Source organism: Pseudomonas sp. GW822-FHT07A10, from assembly GCF_058798795.1.
Genome location: NZ_JBXAKV010000021.1, coordinates 17,160 through 37,885, shown reverse-complemented (window position 1 = coordinate 37,885; position 20,726 = coordinate 17,160). Strand labels below are relative to the sequence as shown.

Sequence of the window (20,726 nt, the reverse complement as noted above, 5' to 3'; positions counted from 1 at the left end):
GCGACAAATTATGTTGAATGATAATGATTGTCAATTGAGAAAGAGAATTAATGCTTCATGAAGGTGCGCAGTGAGAACGGCAACACGCTGACTCACCCACCGGCCACAAGCCTGCCGGCGCTCAAGCCCGGCGACTAATTATTCCAAGACCTCATCCGTTCTCATTGGTGAATGGCTGCGGGCGCAAACCCCGGCCAAAACAGCATTCCCAAGCCTTGCGCGGTCGGCGAAGACCGCGTCCTGCATGCCCGTGAACGGGCGTGAAATATGAAAACCGATTCCACTTGCAAGCCGAATTCAGGCAGGAAACCTCATGACCGACGCGTTCGAACTCCCCAGCACACTGGTCCAAGCCCTCCAGCGCCGCGCGGCCCTGACGCCGGACCGGGTGGCCTTGCGTTTTCTCGCCGAAACCCAGGATCAGGCTGTGGTGCTCAGTTATCGTGAGCTGGACCAACGGGCGCGAACCATTGCCGGCGCTTTGCAGGCCCAGGCGTCGTTCGGTGATCGCGCGGTGCTGTTGTTTCCCAGCGGCCCGGATTACGTCGCGGCGTTCTTTGGTTGCCTGTACGCCGGGGTGATCGCGGTGCCGGCCTATCCGCCGGAATCGACCCGTCGTCATCATCAAGAGCGCCTGCTGTCGATCATCAGCGATGCCGAGCCGCGCCTGCTGTTGACCAGCGCCGACCTGCGCGACGCCTTGCTGCAAATCAACGGGGCGCCGCCGCTGCTATGTGTCGACACCCTCGACAGCGCCCTGGCTGAACACTGGGTTGCGCCGGACCTGCAAGGCGAGCACATCGCTTTCCTGCAATACACCTCTGGCTCCACCGCGTTGCCTAAAGGTGTGCAAGTCAGCCACGGCAACCTGGTGGCCAACGAACGATTGATTCGTCACGGCTTTGGCATCGACCTCAATCCTGATGACGTGATTGTCAGCTGGCTGCCGCTGTACCACGACATGGGCCTGATCGGTGGTCTGCTGCAGCCGATTTTCAGTGGTGTGCCGTGCGTGTTGATGTCGCCGGCGTACTTCCTCGGTCGCCCGTTGCGCTGGCTGGAAGCGATCAGCGAATACGGCGGCACCATCAGCGGCGGGCCGGACTTCGCCTATCGACTGTGCAGCGAGCGCGTCAGCGAATCGGCTCTGGAGCGCCTTGATTTGAGCGGCTGGCGCGTGGCGTATTCCGGTTCTGAACCGATTCGCCTCGACACCCTGGAACGCTTCGCCGAGAAGTTCTCGGCCTGTGGTTTTACGTCGGACAGCTTCATGGCTTCTTACGGCCTCGCGGAGGCGACACTGTTCGTTGCCGGCACTCCGCGCGGTCAGGGTATTCCGACATTGCGGGTGGACGATCAGGCGTTGGCGCAAAACCGCGCCGAACCGGGCGACGGCAGTCCGGTCATGAGTTGCGGCATCAGCCAGCCGGATCATGCGGTGCTGATTGTCGATTCGGTATCGCTCGAAGAACTCGCCGACAACACGGTCGGTGAAGTCTGGGCCGCCGGGCCGAGCATCGCCCATGGCTACTGGCGCAACCCTGAAGCCACGGCCAAGACCTTCGTCCAGCACGCAGGCCGCACCTGGCTGCGCACCGGCGACCTGGGCTTTTTACGTGGCGGTGAACTGTTCATCACCGGGCGCCTGAAAGACATGCTGATCGTTCGTGGCCATAACCTCTATCCGCAGGACATCGAGCAGACCGTCGAGCGTGAAGTGGAGATGGTGCGCAAAGGTCGCGTGGCTGCGTTCGCGGTCAACCTCGAGGGACAGGAAGGTATCGGCATCGCCGCAGAAATCAGCCGCAGCGTGCAGAAAATCCTGCCGCCCGAGGCGCTGATCAAAGCCATCCGCCAGGCAGTGGCCGAGGCGTATCAGGAAGCGCCGAGCGTAGTGGTATTGCTTAATCCGGGGGCGCTGCCCAAGACTTCCAGCGGCAAGTTGCAACGTTCGGCCTGCCGCAATCACCTGGCCGATGGCAGCCTCGACAGCTATGCGGTTTTCCCGTCGGCAGCGAACGAAAGTGAAGGCAGCAGCGAGTCGAGTTCAGAACTGCAAACCCTGATCGGCCAGATCTGGTGCGAGCAATTGCAGGTCAAGCAGGTCAACGCCGACGATCACTTCTTCCTGCTCGGCGGTAACTCCATCGCCGCCACCCAAGTGGTTGCTCGCCTGCGTGAAACGTTGGGTCTGGAGCTGAGTCTGCGTCTGTTATTCGAAGCGCCGACCCTCGGCGCGTTCGCCGCCGCCGTCGCCCGGCAACAACAGGATGGCGGCCTCGCCCAAGGCGCGATCACTCAGCTGTCGCGCAACGACGCCATGCCGCAATCCCTGGCGCAAAACCGTTTGTGGATCACCTGGCAACTCGACCCGCAGAGCAGCGCCTACAACATTCCCGGCGCCTTGCGCCTGCGCGGCGAACTGAACGAAGACGCCTTGCGCGCCAGTTTCCAGCAACTGATCGAGCGTCACGAATCCCTGCGCACGCGGTTTTTCGAGCGCGACGGTGTGGCCCTGCAACAGGTCGATACTGGCGCTGCATTCAATCTTCAAGTGATCGACATCAGCGACGTGCCTGCCGCCGGGCGTGAAGCCCGCGCGCAACAAATCCGCGAGGACGAAGCCCGCACCCGGTTCGACCTGGAGAACGGCCCGCTGCTGTGGGTGACCCTGGTGCGCCTCGACGATGAGGATCATCAACTGCTGGTGACGATGCATCACATCATCGCGGATGGCTGGTCGCTGAACATTCTGATCGATGAATTCTCGCGCCTGTATGCGGCGGCCTCTCAAGGCCAGACCACCAGCCTCCCGGCCTTGTCGACCCAATACGCTGACTATGGCAGTTGGCAGCGCCAGTGGCTGGCGCAAGGGGAGGGCGAACGGCAACTCGCTTACTGGAAAGAGCAGTTGGGTGATGAGCATCCGACCCTGAGCCTGGCCACCGACCACCCACGTTCGGCACAACACACCCATAGCGCCGCCCGCCACACCCTGCGGTTGGACGCGAGCCTGAGCAACGCGATTCGCCAGACCGCCCAGGCCCATGAATCGACACCGTTCATGCTGTTGCTCGCAGCGTTCCAGAGCCTGCTGCATCGCTACAGCGGCCAGCGCGACATCCGCATCGGCGTGCCGAATGCCAACCGTCCACGCTTGGAAACCCAGGGGTTGATCGGCTTCTTTATCAACACTCAGGTGCTGCGCGCCGAGGTGGATTCGCGTCTGCCGTTCATTGAGTTGCTGGCGCAAACCCGGCAAGCCGCATTGGGCGCGCAAGCGCATCAGGACCTGCCGTTCGAACAGCTGCTCGAAGCCTTCCCCCAGGCTCGCGAACAAGGTTTGTTCCAGGTCATGTTCAACCACCAGCAACGGGATCTCAGTGCACTGCGCCGCTTGCCGGGGCTACTCGCCGAAGAGCTGCCGTGGCACAGCCGCGAAGCCAAATTCGACCTGCAACTGCACAGCGAAGAAGACCGCAACGGGCGCTTGAGTCTGTCGTTCGACTACGCCACTGAACTGTTCGACGCGGCGACCATCGAGCGTCTGGCCGAGCATTTCAGCAACCTGCTGCTCGCCGTCTGTGAGCGTCCGCAACAAGCGATCGGCGATCTGCAACTGCTGACCGCCGCCGAACAGGCTCAGCAAAATGACTGGAGCGTTGCTCCGTGCAAACCGGCGCAGCAGTGGTTGCCGGAACTGCTCAGCGAACAAGCACGCCAGATCCCGGAGCGCACCGCGTTGCTGTGGGACGGCGGCAGCCTGGACTTCGCTGAACTGCATACTCAGGCCAACCGCTTGGCGCATTACCTGCGCGACAAAGGCGTCGGCCCGGATGTGTGCGTGGCCATCGCCGCCGAACGTTCACCGCAGTTGTTGATCGGCTTGCTGGCGATCATCAAGGCCGGCGGCGCTTATGTGCCGCTGGACCCGGATTACCCGGCTGAGCGCCTGGCCTACATGCTCAGCGACAGTGGCGTCGAGTTGTTGCTGACCCAAACCGAATTGCTCGACCGCTTGCCGGCCACTGATGGCGTCTGCGTGATTGCCATGGATGCCCTGCACCTGGAGAACTGGCCAAGCCATGCACCGGGTCTGCACCTGCACGGCGACAACCTGGCCTACGTGATTTATACCTCTGGTTCCACCGGCCAGCCCAAGGGCGTTGGCAACACTCACGCAGCGCTCGCTGAACGTCTGCAATGGATGCAGAACACTTATCGCCTGAACGATACCGACGTGCTGATGCAAAAAGCCCCGATCAGTTTTGACGTGTCGGTATGGGAGTGTTTCTGGCCGTTGATCACCGGGTGCCGCTTGCTGATCGCCGGTCCCGGCGAACATCGCGATACACACCGCATCGCACAACTGGTTCAGCAATACGGCGTGACCACGCTGCACTTTGTGCCGCCGCTGCTTTCGCTGTTCATCGACGAACCGCTGACCGCCGAATGCACCAGCCTGCGCCGGGTGTTTTCCGGCGGCGAAGCCTTGCCCACCGAACTGCGCAACCGCGTGCTGACGCAACTGCCGGCGGTGCAACTGCACAACCGCTACGGCCCGACCGAAACCGCGATCAACGTCACCCACTGGCACTGCACAACCGCCGATGGCGAGCGCTCGCCGATTGGCCGGCCATTGGGCAACGTGCTGTGCCGGGTGCTCGACAGTGACCTCAACCCGGTGCCGGCCGGCGTGCCGGGTGAACTGTGCATCAGCGGTATCGGTTTGGCCCGGGGCTATCTGGGCCGTCCGGGGCTGACCGCTGAGCGTTTCGTGGTCGATCCACTGGGCGAGCAGGGCGCGCGTCTGTACCGCACCGGCGACCGTGCGCGCTGGACCGCTGATGGCGTAATCGAATACCTCGGTCGTCTCGATCAGCAGGTCAAACTGCGTGGCTTTCGTGTCGAGCCGCAAGAGATCGAAGCGCGGCTGTTGGCACAATCCGGCGTCGCCCAAGCGGTGGTGCTGGTGCGCGAAACGGCGGTCGGCGGGCAGTTGATCGGTTACTACACCGCCGCTGATTCCACTGAAGACCTCGACACTCAAGCCGCACGCCTGAAAGCCGTGCTGGCCGCCGAGTTGCCGGAATACATGGTGCCGGCGCAACTGATGCGTCTGGACCAAATGCCCTTGAGCCCGAGCGGCAAACTCGATCGCCGCGCCTTGCCGGAACCTCAGTGGCACGTCCGCGAGCACGTTGAACCGGTCACGGCGCTTGAGCAACAAATCGTCGGCATCTGGCGTGAAGTGCTGGGCCAGACGCAGATCGGTCTGCGCGACGACTTCTTCGCCCTTGGCGGCCACTCGCTGCTGGCCACGCAAATCATCTCCCGTACCCGTCAGGCCTGCGACGTCGAGTTGCCGTTGCGAGCGCTGTTCGAGGCCAGTGAGCTGGGCGCGTTTGCCGAACAGGTTCGCTTGATCCAGGCCAGCGGCAAAACCAACCGGCAGCCACCGATCGAGAAGGTCGACCGCCGCCAACCGGTGCCGTTGTCCTATTCCCAGCAACGCATGTGGTTCTTGTGGCAGATGGAACCGGACAGCCCGGCCTACAACGTCGGCGGCATGGCGCGCTTGCGCGGCGTGCTGGATGTCGGGCGTTTCGAAGCGGCGCTGCAAGCGCTGATCTTGCGTCACGAAACCCTGCGCACGACATTCCCGAGCGTCGACGGCGTGGCCCGGCAACAGGTGCATCCGGACACCGGCCTGCGCATGGACTGGAAGGATTTCTCCGCGCTGGCGGCCGATACCCGTGAGCAGCGAGTCCAGCAACTGGCCGACAGCGAGGCGCACACGCCTTTCGATCTGGAAACCGGACCGTTGCTGCGCGCCTGCCTGGTCAAGACCGCCGAGCACGAACATTACCTGGTGCTGACCCTGCACCACATCGTCACCGAAGGCTGGGCGATGGACATCTTCGCCCGGGAACTCAGCGCGCTCTACGAAGCGTTCGTCGATGACCGCGAATCACCACTGCAACCCTTGCCGGTGCAGTACCTGGATTACAGCGTGTGGCAGCGTCAGTGGCTGGAATCCGGCGAACGTCAGCGCCAGCTCGATTACTGGACCGCGCAACTGGGCCGTGAACATCCGCTGCTGGAATTGCCGGCTGATCGTCCGCGTCCGCCGGTGCAAAGTCATCAGGGCGAACTGTTCCGCTTCGACCTCAGCGATGACCTCGCGGCGCGGGTTCGTGCCTTCAACGCAGACAACGGCCTGACCCTGTTCATGACCATGACTGCCGCCCTGGCCGTGCTGCTTTACCGCTACAGCGGCCAGACCGACCTGCGCATCGGTGCGCCGGTGGCCAACCGCATTCGCCCGGAAAGCGAAGGGCTGATCGGCGCGTTCCTCAACACCCAAGTGCTGCGTTGCCAGCTCGACGGGCAGATGTCCGTGGGCGAGTTGTTCGAGCAGGTTCGCCACACGGTGATCGAAGGCCAGTCCCATCAGGACCTGCCGTTCGATCACTTGGTCGAAGCCCTGCAGCCACCGCGCAGCGCCGCGTACAACCCGCTGTTCCAGGTGATGTGCAACGTGCAGCGCTGGGAATTCCAGCAGCGCCGCACCCTGGCCGGGATGACCGTCGAGTACCTGGCCAACGATGCGCGCGCGACCAAGTTCGACCTCAACCTGGAAGTCACCGACCTCGACCATCGCCTCGGTTGCTGCCTGACTTACAGCACCGATCTGTTCGATGAGCCGCGCATTGCACGCATGGCCGGGCACTGGCGCAATCTGCTGGAAGCGTTGCTGGCCGATCCGCAACAGCGCTTGAGTGAGCTGCCGTTGCTCGACGCCACTGAACAGCAAAACCTGCTCGGCAGCCTCGGCATCGAGCCGGGTGAGCATCGCCTCGATCAATGCATTCATCAGCTGTTCGCTGAGCAGGCGCTGGTGCGCATGGGCGCGCCGGCGCTGACGTTCGCCGGGCAAACCTTGAGCTACGCCGAGCTCGACAGCCGCGCCAATCGTCTGGCCTGGATGCTCCGTGAGCGCGGTGTCGGGCCGCAAGTGCGGGTCGGCTTGGCGTTGGAACGTTCGCTGGAGATGGTCATCGGCTTGCTGGCAATCCTCAAGGCGGGCGGCGCCTATGTGCCGCTGGACCCGGAATACCCGCTGGATCGCCTGCGCTACATGATCGAAGACAGCGGCATCGGTTTGTTGCTCAGCGATGCGGCGATGTTCGCAGCACTCGGTGAATTGCCGGCCAGCGTCGGTCGTTGGTGCCTGGAAGACGATGCCGCGGACCTGGCCAATTACCCAGCCAGCGAGCTGCCGTTTATCAGTATGCCGCAGCATCAGGCGTACCTGATTTACACCTCGGGCTCGACCGGAAAACCGAAAGGCGTGGTGGTGTCCCACGGTGAAATCGCCATGCATTGCCGCGCGGTGATCGAGCGTTTCGGCATGCGCCCGGATGATTGCGAGCTGCATTTTTATTCAATCAACTTCGATGCTGCGACCGAGCGTCTGCTGGTGCCGCTATTGAGCGGTGCGCAGGTGGTCCTTCGCGCTCAAGGCCAGTGGGACGCGCAGGAAATCTGCGGGCTGATTCGTCGCCACAACATCAACATCCTCGGCTTCACCCCAAGCTACGGCAGTCAGTTGGCGCAATGGCTGGCGACCCAGGGCGAAACCCTGCCGGTGCGCATGTGCATCACCGGTGGCGAAGCCCTGACTGGCGAACACTTGCAGCGGATTCGCGCGGCGTTCAAGCCGAGCCTGTTTTTCAACGCTTACGGCCCGACCGAAACCGTGGTCATGCCGCTCGCCAGCCTGGCGCCCGAGCAGTTGGAGGAAGGGCTGGGCAGCGTGCCGATTGGCAGCGTGATCGGCGCTCGGGTGGCGTACATTCTCGACGCCGATCTGGCGTTGCTGCCGCAAGGCGCGACCGGCGAGTTGTATGTCGGCGGCGCCGGTCTGGCGCAGGGTTATCACCAACGTCCGGGGATGACCGCCGAACGCTTTGTCGCTGATCCTTTTGCCGCGAACGGCGGACGCTTGTACCGCACCGGCGACCTTGTCCGTCAGCGCGCCGATGGCCTGGTCGAGTACCTCGGCCGTATCGACCATCAAGTGAAGATCCGTGGTTTTCGCATCGAACTGGGCGAGATCGAAACCCGTCTGCTGGAACATGAGTCGATCCGTGAAGCGGTCGTGCTGGCGCTCGATGCGCCGAGCGGCAAGCAAATGGTGGGCTATCTGGTTACAAACGTGGCCGAGCAGGATGAAGCGCAACAAACTGCACTGCGCGAAGCGTTGAAGGCGCACCTCAAATCTCAGTTGCCGGATTACATGGTGCCGACGCACTTGATCCTGCTGGCCAGGATGCCGCTGACCGCCAACGGCAAACTCGACCGCCGCGCACTGCCGGCACCGGACCCGGAGTTGAATCGTCAGCAATACGTGGCGCCGAGCAACGAACTTGAGCTGACCCTGGCCGGCATCTGGTGCGAAGTGTTGAACGTGCGGCAGGTCGGCCTTAACGACAACTTCTTCGAACTGGGCGGCGATTCGATCCTGTCGATCCAGGTGGTCAGCCGGGCGCGGCAGCAGGGTATTCACTTCAGCCCGCGCGACCTGTTCCAGCACCAGACCGTACAGACGTTGGCTGCGGTGGCGACCCGCACCGAGCAGTTCACCGCCGAGCAAGGTTTGCTCACGGGTGAATCGCGTATGACGCCCATTCAGCATTGGTTCTTCGACACCGAAATCCCGCAGCGTCAACACTGGAACCAGGCGTTGCTGCTGGCGCCGACCGTGGCGCTGGAGCCGCATCGCCTGGAGCAAGCGCTGCTGGCAGTGATCGAACAGCACGATGCCTTGCGCCTGCGCTTCACCGAAGTCGCCGGTCATTGGCAGGCCGAGCATCAGGCAGTTTCCGACGCTGCCGTGCTGTGGCAAGTGCAGGTGCCGACGATGGACACATGCGCGGCGCTGTTCGCCGAAGCCCAGCGCAGCCTCGACCTTGAACAAGGGCCGCTGCTGCGGGCGCTGCTGGTCGATGATCCCGAGGGGCAACAACGGTTGTTCATTGCCATTCACCACTTGGTGGTGGACGGGGTGTCGTGGCGGGTGCTGCTGGACGATCTGCAAACGGTTTATCGCCAACTGGACGCAGAGCAGTCAGTAAAACTGCCAGCGAAAACCAGTGCCTTCAGGGACTGGGCCGCACGGTTGCAGGCTTATGCCGGCAGCGAATCCTTGCGGGAAGAATTGAGCTGGTGGCAGGCGCAACTGGCCGGCCCAAGCGCTGAATTGCCGTGTGATCGGCCTCGGGGCGGGCAGCAGAATCGTCACGCACAAACCGTCAGCGTGCGCCTCGACAGCGAGCACACCCGCCAACTGTTGCAACAGGCGCCGGCGGCTTATCGCACCCAAGTCAACGATTTACTGCTGACTGCGTTGGCCCGTGTGCTGTGCCGCTGGAGCGGTCATGCGTCGGCGTTGATTCAACTCGAAGGCCACGGTCGCGAAACCCTATTCGACGAAATCGACCTGACCCGCACTGTCGGCTGGTTCACCAGCGCGTATCCGCTGCGCCTCACACCTGCGAACGGGCAGGGTGCATCGATCAAGGCGATCAAGGAGCAACTGCGCGCGGTGCCGCATAAAGGCCTGGGGTATGGCGTGCTGCGCTACCTGGCCGATGGCCTGTGCCGACAGACCATGGCCGCGCTGCCGGTGGCGCCGATCACCTTCAACTACCTTGGCCAGTTCGACCAGAGCTTCGGCAGCGATGCGCTGTTCCGTCCGCTCGATGAGCCGGTGGGTGCGGCCCATGATCCGCATGCGCCGTTGCCCAACGAACTGAGCATCGACAGTCAGGTGTACGGTGGTGAACTGGTGCTGCGCTGGACCTTCAGCGCCGAACGCCACGACCGGCAAACCATCGCCGACTTGGCGCAGGCGTATCTGGATGAATTGCACAGCCTGATCCAGCACTGCCTGAGCGACCACGCGGGCGGCCTGACACCGTCGGACTTCCCGCTGGCCAGATTGACTCAGCCGCAACTCGACGCACTGCCGGTTCCAGCGTCGATGATCGAAGACGTCTACCCGCTGACTCCGATGCAGGAAGGCATGCTGCTGCACACCTTGCTCGAGCCGGGCACCGGCCTCTATTACATGCAGGACCGCTACCGCATCAACAGCGAGCTCGACCCCGAGCGTTTCGCTCTGGCCTGGCAAGCGGTGATCGCCCGCCACGAAGCCTTGCGCGCGTCGTTCTGCTGGAACGTCGGCGAAGACATGCTGCAAGTGATCCATAAACCGGGCAGCACGCCGATCGAGTATCTGGACTGGAGCGCGGTTGCCGAAACCGAGCAAGAACCGAAGCTGCAGGCGCTGCTGAAAAGCGAGCGCGAGGCCGGGTTCGATCTGCTCAATCAGGCGCCGTTTCACTTGCGCTTGATCCGTGTGGGCGCGGCGCGCTACTGGTTCATGATGAGCAACCACCACATCCTCATCGATGCCTGGTGCCGTTCGCTGCTCATGAACGATTTCTTCGAGATCTACACCGCCCTCGGCGAAGGCCGGCAAGCGCAACTGGCCGTGCCGCCGCGTTATCGCGATTACATCGGCTGGCTGCAACGCCAGAGCCTGGCCGAGGCGCGGCAGTGGTGGCGGCAGAGCCTGCAAGGTTTCGAGCGCACCACGCCGATTCCGAGCGACCGGCCGTTCCTGCGTGAACATGCCGGCGACAGCGGCGGCATGATCGTCGGCGACCGTTACACGAGGCTTGATGCCCGGGACGGCGCGCAATTGCGCGAACTGGCCCAGGCCCATCAGTTGACCGTCAACACCTTCGCCCAGGCGGCGTGGGCGCTGGTGCTGCGTCGCTTGAGCGGCGATCGCGACGTGTTGTTCGGCGTCACGGTGGCCGGGCGTCCGGTGGAGATGCCAGAGATGCAGCGCACCGTTGGGCTGTTCATCAACAGCATCGCCCTGCGGGTGAAAATGCCCGAGGACGATCAGCGCTGCAGCGTTCGTCAGTGGCTCAGCGGTTTGCTCGACAGCAACATGCAACTGCGCGAATACGAGTACCTGCCGCTGGTGAGCATTCAGGAAAACAGCGAGTTGCCTAAAGGCCAGCCACTGTTCGACAGCCTGTTCGTGTTCGAAAACGCCCCGGTGGAAGTCTCGGTGCTGGACCGTGCGCAAAGCCTCAATGCCACTTCGGATTCGGGCCGCACCCACACCAACTTCCCGTTGACGGCGGTCTGCTATCCGGGGGATGACCTGGGCTTGCACTTGTCCTACGACCAGCGTTACTTCGACGAATCCACCGTCGAGCGCATGCTCGGTGAGTTCAAGCGCCTGTTGCTGGCGCTGGTCGAGGGCTTCCACGGTGACATGGCCGATTTGCCGCTGTTGGGCGCCGAGGAACAGGACTTCCTGATCCATGGCTGCAACCAGAGCCAACACGACTATCCGCTGGAGCAGAGCTATGTCTCACTGTTCGAAGCGCAGGTTGCCCGGCATCCGCAGCGAATTGCCGCCAGTTGTCTCGATCAGCAACACAGCTATGTTGAGCTGAACCAGCGCAGCAACCGTCTCGGCCATGCCTTGATCGCTGCAGGCGTCGGCCTCGATCAACCGGTGGCGCTGCTCGCCGAGCGTAACCTCGATCTGCTGGGCATGATCATCGGCAGCTTCAAGGCCGGTGCCGGTTACTTGCCGCTGGACCCGGGCCTGCCGAGTCAGCGCCTGAGCCGGATCATTGACCTGAGCCGCACGCCGTTACTGGTCTGTACTCAGGCGTGCCGTGAACAAGCCGTCGCGCTGCTGGAGGAATTCGGTTGTGCCAACCGGCCTCGATTGCTGGTTTGGGAAGACGTGCAGGCGAGCGACGTTTCGGTGGCCAATCCAGGTATTTACAGTGGCCCGGACAACCTCGCCTACGTGATCTACACCTCGGGCTCCACCGGCCTGCCGAAGGGCGTGATGGTCGAGCAGCGCGGCATGCTCAATAACCAGTTGAGCAAGGTGCCGTACTTGAAACTGAGTGACGCCGATGTGATCGCCCAGACTGCCTCGCAAAGCTTCGATATTTCGGTCTGGCAATTCCTCGCGGCGCCGTTGTTCGGCGCTCGGGTGGACATCGTGCCGAACAGCATCGCCCATGATCCGCAAGGCTTGCTGGCTCACGTCCAGAGCCAGGGCATTAGCGTGCTGGAAAGCGTGCCGTCGCTGATTCAGGGCATGCTCGCCCAGGACTGCATGAGCCTCGATGGCCTGCGCTGGATGTTGCCCACCGGTGAAGCGATGCCGCCGGAACTGGCGCATCAATGGTTGCTGCGTTACCCGCAGATGGGACTGGTGAACGCATATGGCCCGGCGGAATGCTCGGACGATGTGGCGTTCTTCCGGGTCGACCTGGCCTCGACGCGTGGCAGTTATCTGCCGATTGGTACGCCGACCGACAACAACCGTTTGTACCTGCTCGATGGCGCGCAGGAGCTGGTGCCGTTGGGGGCGGTGGGTGAGTTGTGCGTGGCCGGCACTGGGGTGGGGCGCGGTTATGTGAACGATCCGTTGCGCACCGCGCAGGTGTTTGTGCCGAACCCGTTCGGCGCACCGGGTGATCGTTTGTATCGCACCGGCGACCTGGCCCGTCGGCGCAGTGATGGCGTGCTGGAATACGTCGGACGCATCGACCATCAGGTGAAGATCCGCGGTTACCGCATCGAACTGGGTGAAATCGAGGCGCGTCTGCATGAGCAGCCGGAAGTCCGCGACGCGGCGGTCGGGGTGCAGGAGGGCGTCAACGGCAAGCATCTGGTCGGCTATCTGGTGGCAGCGGATTCGGCGCTCAATCCGAACGAACGACTGGAGCGGATCAAGCAGCGCCTGCGTGCCGAGTTGCCGGAATACATGGTGCCGCTGCACTGGTTGTGGCTCGACAAGCTGCCGCTCAACGCCAACGGCAAACTCGATCGCAAGGCCTTGCCGGCACTGGAGATCGGCCAGTTGCAGAGCCAGGACTATCTGGCGCCGGGCAATGAGCTGGAGCAAACCCTGGCGGATATCTGGGCTGAGGTGTTGAAGGTTGAGAAGGTCGGTGTGCGTGACAACTTCTTCGAGCTGGGTGGGCATTCGCTGTTGGCCACGCAAATTGCCTCGCGGGTACAAAAAGCCCTGCAACGCAACGTGCCGCTGCGGGCGATGTTCGAGTGCAGCACGGTGGCGGAGTTGGCCGAGTACATCGACGGGTTGGCGGCGAGCGACATTACCGAGGAGAAGGTGGATCGGTTGAATGACCTGATGGCGGAGCTGGAGGGCCTTTAATCCGGGTTGACTGCCGAGCCCACGCGGCTCAGGCTTCCCGTGGCTTTTTTTATGGATCCTACTTCACCAGGGAGACAGTCGATGCCCTTCGTAACGGTTGATGGACAAGCGCTTCACTACATAGATCAAGGCACAGGTCCGGCGGTATTGCTGGCCGGGAGCTACCTGTGGGACCAGGCCATGTGGGCGCCGCAGATTGCGGTGCTGTCGCAGCACTATCGGGTCATTGCCCTGGACCTCTGGGGCCATGGCGAGTCCGGGCGGATGCCCGAGGGCATGACGTCGCTGGATGACGTGGCGCGTCAGGCACTGGCATTGCTCGATCATCTGGACATCGATCGCGTCACGCTGGTCGGTCTTTCGGTCGGTGGCATGTGGGGCGTTCGCCTGGCACTGTCGGCGCCGCAGCGGCTCAACGGGCTGGTGCTGATGGATACTTACGTTGGTGTCGAACCGGAACCGACTCGTCAGTATTACTTCTCGCTGTTCAAACAGATCGAAGACAGCGGTGAGATCTCGTCGCAACTGCTCGACATTATTGTGCCGATCTTCTTCCGTCCGGGCATCGATCCGCAGTCGGCTTTGTATCAGGATTTCCGCGCCAGGCTGGCTGCATTGCCAGTCAACCGGCTGCGTGAAAGCATCGTGCCGATGGGGCGGATCACGTTTAGTCGTGATGATTTGTTGCCGCGCCTGGCTCAGCTGAACCCTGAAACCACGCTGTTGATGTGTGGCGACCAGGACAAACCTCGGCCGCCATCGGAAACCCAAGAGATGGCCGAGTTGATCGGTTGCCCGTATGTGCTGGTGCCGGAGGCGGGGCATATTTCCAGTCTGGAGAATCCGCAGTTTGTTACAGATGCGCTGCTGAAATTTCTGGCCGACAGAAATCCGTGTAGCGCTTGATTAAAAAGATCGTCCGAACGCGGCCCGAGCCTTCGGACGATCTTTTGATCTTTATTTGGGCCCGAGAATCTTCAGCAACTTGTCCGGCGACGGCGCGCCTTGCTGTTGTTGCAACTGGCCCTTTTCATCCATGTAGAAAATCGCCGGAGTGGCGGCCAGTTCCAGGTCTTCCATCAACTTCATGTTCGCCGCCAGTTTCGCCTGAACCGCCGGTGGTACGTCCTTCAAGGCCTTGAGCGAGCTGCCCTTGCCGGATTTCTCGTGTTCTTCCAGGGCTTTCTGCGGATCCTTGGCGGCCAGCAGCGCGGCGGATTTGCCCGGGCTGTCTTCGCGAATGATGCCGACCATGATGTGTCGCAACTGCACCTTGCCGGCCTGGACCCACGGCCGTGCCTGTTCCCAGAACATGTTGCAGTACGGGCAGTTCGGGTCGCTGAACAGGTAGACGACCCGTGGTGCGTCCTTATTGCCGTCACCGATCCAACTGCTTGCTTCCATCTTGCCCCAGACTTCCTTGGCCATCGGCGCGTAGACCAGTTTCTGCAACGGTGCGCTGCTCAGGTCATTGCCGTCGGCGTCGTATAGATTGCCGAGCAGCACATGTTTGCCGTCCGGGGTCAGGTACAGCGTCATGCCGCGGTTCTGGTACTGCGCCGCGTAACCGCGCAGGCCGTCGGGCGCGTCGAAGGTACCGACGATTTTGGCGCCCTTGGCTTCGATCTTCTTGATTGCTTCAGGCAGTTCTTCGGCCTGTACCGACGGCAGGTGCAGCAGGGCAGCACCCAGGGTCAGTGTCAGCAGGTGGCGGAGGCGGAGCATGGCAATTTCCTTGAAGGCGTGGCCGAGGTGGCCGGGTTCGGGGTGTCGAAGTGTTCCAGGGCGCGGGCCAGGCTGGCTTCCGACAACTCACCCAGGTGACTGCCCAACAGATACCCGTTGGGGCTATAGAACAGCGTAGTCGGCAATGCCATGGAACCCACGGCCTGGCTCAATCGACCGCTGCCATCGAACAGCACGTTGGTCAGGCTCAGGCCCTGGGTTTCGAGGAAAGTGGCGACGCTCTGCATGCTTTCGCTCTGGTTGACGAACAGGAAGGTCAGGTCCGGGCGCTGTTGCTGGGCGTTCTCCAGCACCGGCATTTCCCGGCGGCACGGCGGGCACCAGGTGGCCCAGAGGTTGATGACCAATGGGCCGCCCTGGTAGTCGCTGAGTTGTAGGGTCTGGCCAGCGGCATTGCGCAAGGTGATCTGCGGCAGGCGCGTGCCTTGTTCGTAAATACTCAGGGAGAAACTCGCCAGCAGCCAGAACACCAGACCGCTGGCCACGCCAAAGCCCAACGGCCGACGCAGGCCCGGTTGACGCCAGCCTCGGTACAACGTCGCCAGCAGGAGCACGACCACCCCTGGCCAGGCAAGAAAACCACCGTCGCGCAGGTCGATGATCTGCCACGGGTCGTTGCGATAATGTGCCCAGTAGGCAATCACGAAGCCGACCCGGGCCGCCAACATGCCCAACAGGAACAGGCTGAACAGTACCGATTCCGGGTTCTCGCCGCCACGCTTGGCCACCCGCCAGCCGACAAACGTCGCCAGCGCCAGGGCACTGATCAGCAGCAAATGGTTAAGCGCGATGGCAAAGGTGCCGAGGGTAAAGGTCAGCATTAACGAGCGTCTCGGGTGGTGGTCCAGCGTTGCAGGAAAGTGCCAGCATCGACCTCGCCGGTGATGCGCTGGCTGCGACGCTCTTCGCCGTCGGTGCCGATCCACAACAGGCTCGGCGGCCCCGGCACTTTATAACGGCCGAGCAGTTCGCGGCTGGCGGCATTGTCGGCGGTGACGTCCAGCCGTAGCAAGCGCACATCGCTCAGCGCATCCAGCACCTGGGGTTTGCCGAAGACCTGTTTTTCCATGACTTTGCACGACACACACCAGTCGGCGTAGTAGTCCAGCAGCACCCATTGGCCCTGGGCCTTGGCGGCGTCGAGCTCACGTTGCAGGGACGCGGGCTCCTTGATCGTAGTGAATGCATCGTGAGCGCTCGGCGAGACAGCGCCGGTACGACCGGCGCTGTACACCTGCAACGGCTGATACGGATCGTCACTGCCGCCCGCCGCACCGACCACCAGCAGGCTGCCCCATAACCCCAACAGCAGCGAACTGGCGCCGAACAGGTGGGCCACGCGGCCAAATCCCTGGGACTGCTTCCAGGCGCTGTAGGCGGTGATCAGCAGCAAACCGCCACACAAACCGAGCCACAGCGATTCATCCAGCACCGGACGCAGCATCAGCAAAGCCGTGGCGAGAAACAGGAAACCGAACACACCCTTGAGCAGGTTCATCCATGCGCCAGGTTTAGGCAGGAAGCGATTGCCGACGGTGACCAGCAGTAACAGCGGCACACCGATGCCGATGCCCAGGGCGAACAGAATCAACCCGCCGTGCAGCGCATTGCCGCTCTGGGCGATATAGAGCAGGGCGCCGGCCAATGGGGCAGTCATGCACGGTCCCACCAACAGACCGGACAAGGCCCCCAGCACACCGGCGCCCATCAGGTTGCCACCGCGCTGGCTGCGTGAAACATGTTCCAGCCGATCCCGCACGGCCACCGGCAATTGCAGTTCAAAAAAACCGAACATCGGCAAGGCCAGCAGTACGAACACCGCCGCAAAGCTGCCCAACAGCCATGGATTCTGCAGCAGCGCTTGAAGGTTCGCGCCGAGCGATGCCGCCAGAACACCCATCGCCGCATACACCAGCGCCATGCTGATCACATAACTGCCGGCGAGGGCAAAACCGCGTTTGGGCGTGGCACCACTGCCAACGATCAACCCCGCCAGAATCGGCAGCATCGGCAACGAGCAAGGGGTGAAGGCCAGCAACAGGCCCAGACCAAAGAACACCAACAAGCTCCAGCCCAGCGCACGTTGTTGCAGGTCACTGGCCAGGGCTTGATCCGGTGCTTCGTTGACCACTGCAGTGGCAACATTGCCGCCCAGGTCCACGACCTGAGTCTGCGGTGGATAACACAAGCCGGCATCGGCACAACCCTGGAAACCTACCTTGATCTGACCGGTGGCACCGGCCGGAATCTTCAGTTCCAGACCCTGACGATATACCGGCTGCTCTCCGAAGAACTCGTCACTGTGCGTTTCACCTTCGGGTAACACAGGACGCTGCTCCCCAAGCAAGCCATCGAATTTCAGACGCTTCTGATAGAGGTAATAACCGTCGGTAATCTGCCAATAGAGCTGTGTTTCACCTGAATCAAGGCGTTCGGAGGTGAAGACGAATGCCTTTTCCACCGGCAGAAATTCGGGTTTGGCTTCGAACGGATTGGTCCCTGCCTGGGCTACACCCGAGATCAAGAGAACGAAAAATAGAAACAGTCGACGCATGGGTAAGCCTTATCCCTGTGCAAGTGAGGTGCACAATGGGTGGCGGCGATTAACCGATGATTAACCGCCGCCTGGCCTTGAACCTCAGCCCCGCAAGAGTCCGGGCCAATTGCCGTCATTGATTTTCACAGGGCCGGTCTCTGCCTTGTTGTTCTTGAGGTTGTACCTGATGTATTCGTTGTTCGTGAGGAAAATATAGTAGTAGGTGTCGATAAGGGGCGCGTCGTTTTGCACCGCCGTTATAATTCGATCTTTATAGTGTGACAGTCCTGGCCAGGAGTCGGGCGTTATCGGCAGTCGTGTGGTTGTTTTTGTGATGTAGTTAAAGGTGATGTAGTGCCCATCATTCATCAGGAATCGAAATACATTTTTTGGCGCAAAGGTATCCCACCACGTGCCGGCAACTATGTTGTCAAAGTAAGGAAGTAGGGAGTGCCATGGGGAGTTTTCAAGGCGATAGTTTGCGACTGGCTTGTCAAGGTCCTGATCGTACTTGCAGACCATCGGCGTATCGCCGCCGTAATAAAATAGCCACAGAATATCATCGCCTCCGCCCCAGGAACCGCCCAGTGCAGGAGCTGTGAATCCGAAACGCAGGTTTTTGAGTTGAGCATGAACGGCCCCCCAATTACCGGATGTAATATTGGCAGGAAAACCCGCTTCTACCGTGTTCGAGGCAATATCAAATCGTGAATATTGATTGGTGTCTTTGAAGAAGAAATAGATTTTATCTTTTCCGGCGCGCCAGTCGACGGCAACAAAGTTGTTGAGTTTTGGCATGAACTGAATCCTTTCAGTTAAGTGAGGTTTTGTTTGTGTGGTGTTTTTAAATGAGTGGTTGGTTGTGGTTTGTGTCGGGTTTAGATTATCGCGATGTAATGCTATTCAGTATGGTTTTTTAGAGGGAGGTTGTTTCGGTTTGAAACCGGTCTGTGTACTGCCAACTAACTGACGCACTGAAATGATCAGGCGATTATCAAATACCCCTCTGATACGCTGGTGCGACGGCTGAACGGCAGCGATGCTTCTCGTCGGCAGTGGGCCTTGCCATAATTGCGGCTTAATCCTCAGCTGCTTCACTCGCTTTTTTGTCCTGGGGGCTCCCATGCATGTACTGGTTTGCGAAGACGATGAGCTGATCGCCAGCGGTATTGTTGCCGGCCTGACCGCACAAGGCCTGACCGTCGAGCACGTCGCCACCGCGTCGACTGCCCGGGCGATGCTCAAGGTGGCTGAGTTCGATGTCATGGTGCTCGACCTTGGCCTTCCCGATGAGGATGGCCTGAAGCTGTTGCAGCAGTTGCGTCACAGCGGCCTGGAGATTCCGGTGTTGATTCTCACGGCGCGGGATTCGGTCACCGATCGCGTTGACGGCTTGCAGGCCGGGGCCGACGATTACTTGCTCAAGCCTTTTGACCTGCGCGAACTGGCAGCGCGCCTGCACACGTTGCTGCGGCGAGTGGCGGGGCGCAGCGTTAACCTGATCGAGCACGGTCGTTTGACCTACGATCCGAGCAGCCGCGAAACCATGCTGGGCGGCCAGCCGGTGGACCTTTCCCGTCGCGAGCAATCGCTGTTGCAAGCCTTGCTGCACAACCGTGGTCGCGTACTCTCAACCGAGCAACTGAAAGACAGCGTCTACGGTTTCAACGATGAGCTGGAAAGCAACGCCCTTAACGTCCATATCCATCACCTGCGGCGTAAACTCGGCAATGGCATTGTCGAGACGGTGCGTGGCCTGGGCTATCGCCTGGGGCCGGCCGATGGCGGAGAAGAATCGAAGTGATGAGCCTGCGTTTGCGTCTGAGCCTGACCCTCGGCGCCGCATTTGCGCTGATCTGGGCCCTGGCCGCCGCCTGGATGCTCAGCGATCTGCGCAACCAGATGATGTTTTCCCTCGACCAGCGGCTGGTCGCCTCGGCGCGGATGGTCGCCGGGCTACTGGAGCAACTGCCGGCGTTGCCGAGCAAGGGCGAGGGCACCCATTTCAGCGCTGAACAACTGAATATCCCCGGCGGCATGGCCTGTCAGGTCAGCTCGTTGCGCGGCGAGATTCTGGCCCGCAGCCACAGCAACCCCGAGCAAGCGCTGGAAGCCGAGAAAATGGGCTTCCACGATCAGATTATCGACGGCGCGCCATGGCGCAGTTTCACCCTGGCGCGGGGCGATGTGCGCATCACTACCGCCGACCGGCAGATCGAGCGTGAAGCGCTGAACATGTCCATTCTGCTGGCGGCTTCGGTGCCGGTCGGCGTGGCGCTGCTTGGCTGCCTGTGCCTGTTGTGGCTCGGCATCGGTCAGGGGCTGGCACCGCTCAATCGTATGCGCGATGCGTTGATGCGGCGTAGCGCCGATTCTCTGGAGCCATTGCAGATCCAGCCGTTGCCCAGCGAATTGCAGCCGTTGCTGGAAACCCAGAATCAGTTGTTCCAGCGCATCGGCAAGACCATCGAGCGTGAACGGCGCCTGACCGGTGATGCGGCGCACGAATTGCGTAGCCCGCTGACTGCGATCAAAACCCATCTGCAAGTGGCGCGCATGACCGACGGTGCCGCGCGGGATCAGTCCCTGGCCCGGGCTGAAGAGGGCGCCGACCGCCTGCACCGTACCCTTGAACAATTGCTGTTGCTGGCGCGTGTCGAGGGCAGCCTGTCGTTCGATGATGGCGTGCAGTGCAGCGCTGAGCAGGTGGCGAAACTGGCGATTCAGGATGCGGCCAGCGGCGATCGTCAGCGGATCAAGTTTCAGGTGCCGGCCAGATTCTCCGATGCGCCGCTGCAAATGCCCGCAGTGCTGTCGATTGCTGCATTGCGCAACTTGCTCGACAACGCCCTGCGCCATACGCCGGGCGATGGGGCGGTGGAGCTGAGCCTGGAAACCAATGGCAATCGTGTGCACTTTTTGGTGCGCGACCACGGCCCGGGAATTGCCGAAGACGACTTGCAACACCTGACTCAACGCTTCTGGCGCAACGGCCAGAGCACCGGTTGCGGCCTCGGCCTGGCGATTGTCCAGGCCATCGTCCAGCGCTGCGGCTGTACCCTGCATTTCGACAGCCGGCCGGATGGCTTGCGGGTTGAATTGACGATGCCGTTGCAACCTGTCTAACAGACACCGCTCCCAAAGGGT

Annotated in this window: 8 protein-coding genes; 4 read left to right on the top strand and 4 right to left on the bottom strand. The window is 61.7% G+C overall.

What is annotated here, in order from left to right; all coding sequences use genetic code 11:
* The first annotated feature begins 313 nt into the window (after positions 1-313).
* Together AC1RL4_RS26680 and AC1RL4_RS26675 are read left to right on the top strand one after the other, a co-directional pair.
* On the top strand, positions 314-13,297 hold the full coding sequence (locus tag AC1RL4_RS26680) for a non-ribosomal peptide synthetase (protein ID WP_493120516.1): 12,984 nt from the start codon (positions 314-316) through the stop codon (positions 13,295-13,297).
* Between the two features lie 81 nt (positions 13,298-13,378).
* Positions 13,379-14,203 (top strand): alpha/beta fold hydrolase, encoded by an 825-nt coding sequence (locus tag AC1RL4_RS26675; protein WP_028939033.1) that lies wholly within the window; start codon positions 13,379-13,381, stop codon positions 14,201-14,203.
* Between the two features lie 51 nt (positions 14,204-14,254).
* Here the strand turns inward: AC1RL4_RS26675 and dsbG are convergent, their stop codons facing one another.
* The 4 genes from dsbG to AC1RL4_RS26655 all read right to left on the bottom strand — a co-directional run bounded on the left by dsbG (position 14,255) and on the right by AC1RL4_RS26655 (position 18,377).
* Positions 14,255-15,022, bottom strand: coding sequence for a thiol:disulfide interchange protein DsbG (gene dsbG, locus AC1RL4_RS26670; protein ID WP_018929978.1), 768 nt, complete (start codon positions 15,020-15,022; stop codon positions 14,255-14,257).
* Positions 14,998-15,864, bottom strand: a complete 867-nt coding sequence (locus tag AC1RL4_RS26665) for a TlpA disulfide reductase family protein (protein ID WP_019582492.1) — start codon at positions 15,862-15,864, stop codon at positions 14,998-15,000. Before AC1RL4_RS26665 ends, dsbG begins: the two co-directional genes overlap by 25 nt.
* A complete protein-coding gene (gene dsbD / locus AC1RL4_RS26660) occupies positions 15,864-17,597 on the bottom strand; it encodes a protein-disulfide reductase DsbD (RefSeq protein ID WP_028939034.1) in 1,734 nt (577 codons plus the stop codon). Before dsbD ends, AC1RL4_RS26665 begins: the two co-directional genes overlap by 1 nt.
* A gap of 84 nt (positions 17,598-17,681) precedes the next feature.
* Positions 17,682-18,377, bottom strand: coding sequence for a hypothetical protein (locus tag AC1RL4_RS26655; protein ID WP_019582490.1), 696 nt, complete (start codon positions 18,375-18,377; stop codon positions 17,682-17,684).
* 325 nt (positions 18,378-18,702) lie between these two features.
* On the opposite strand from AC1RL4_RS26655, the gene AC1RL4_RS26650 reads away from it, so the two are divergent.
* Together AC1RL4_RS26650 and AC1RL4_RS26645 are read left to right on the top strand one after the other, a co-directional pair.
* Entirely contained in the window at positions 18,703-19,383 is a 681-nt protein-coding gene (locus AC1RL4_RS26650; protein ID WP_019582489.1) for a response regulator, read from the top strand.
* Positions 19,380-20,705 (top strand): ATP-binding protein, encoded by a 1,326-nt coding sequence (locus AC1RL4_RS26645; protein WP_019582488.1) that lies wholly within the window; start codon positions 19,380-19,382, stop codon positions 20,703-20,705. Before AC1RL4_RS26650 ends, AC1RL4_RS26645 begins: the two co-directional genes overlap by 4 nt.
* Positions 20,706-20,726: the final 21 nt, after the last annotated feature.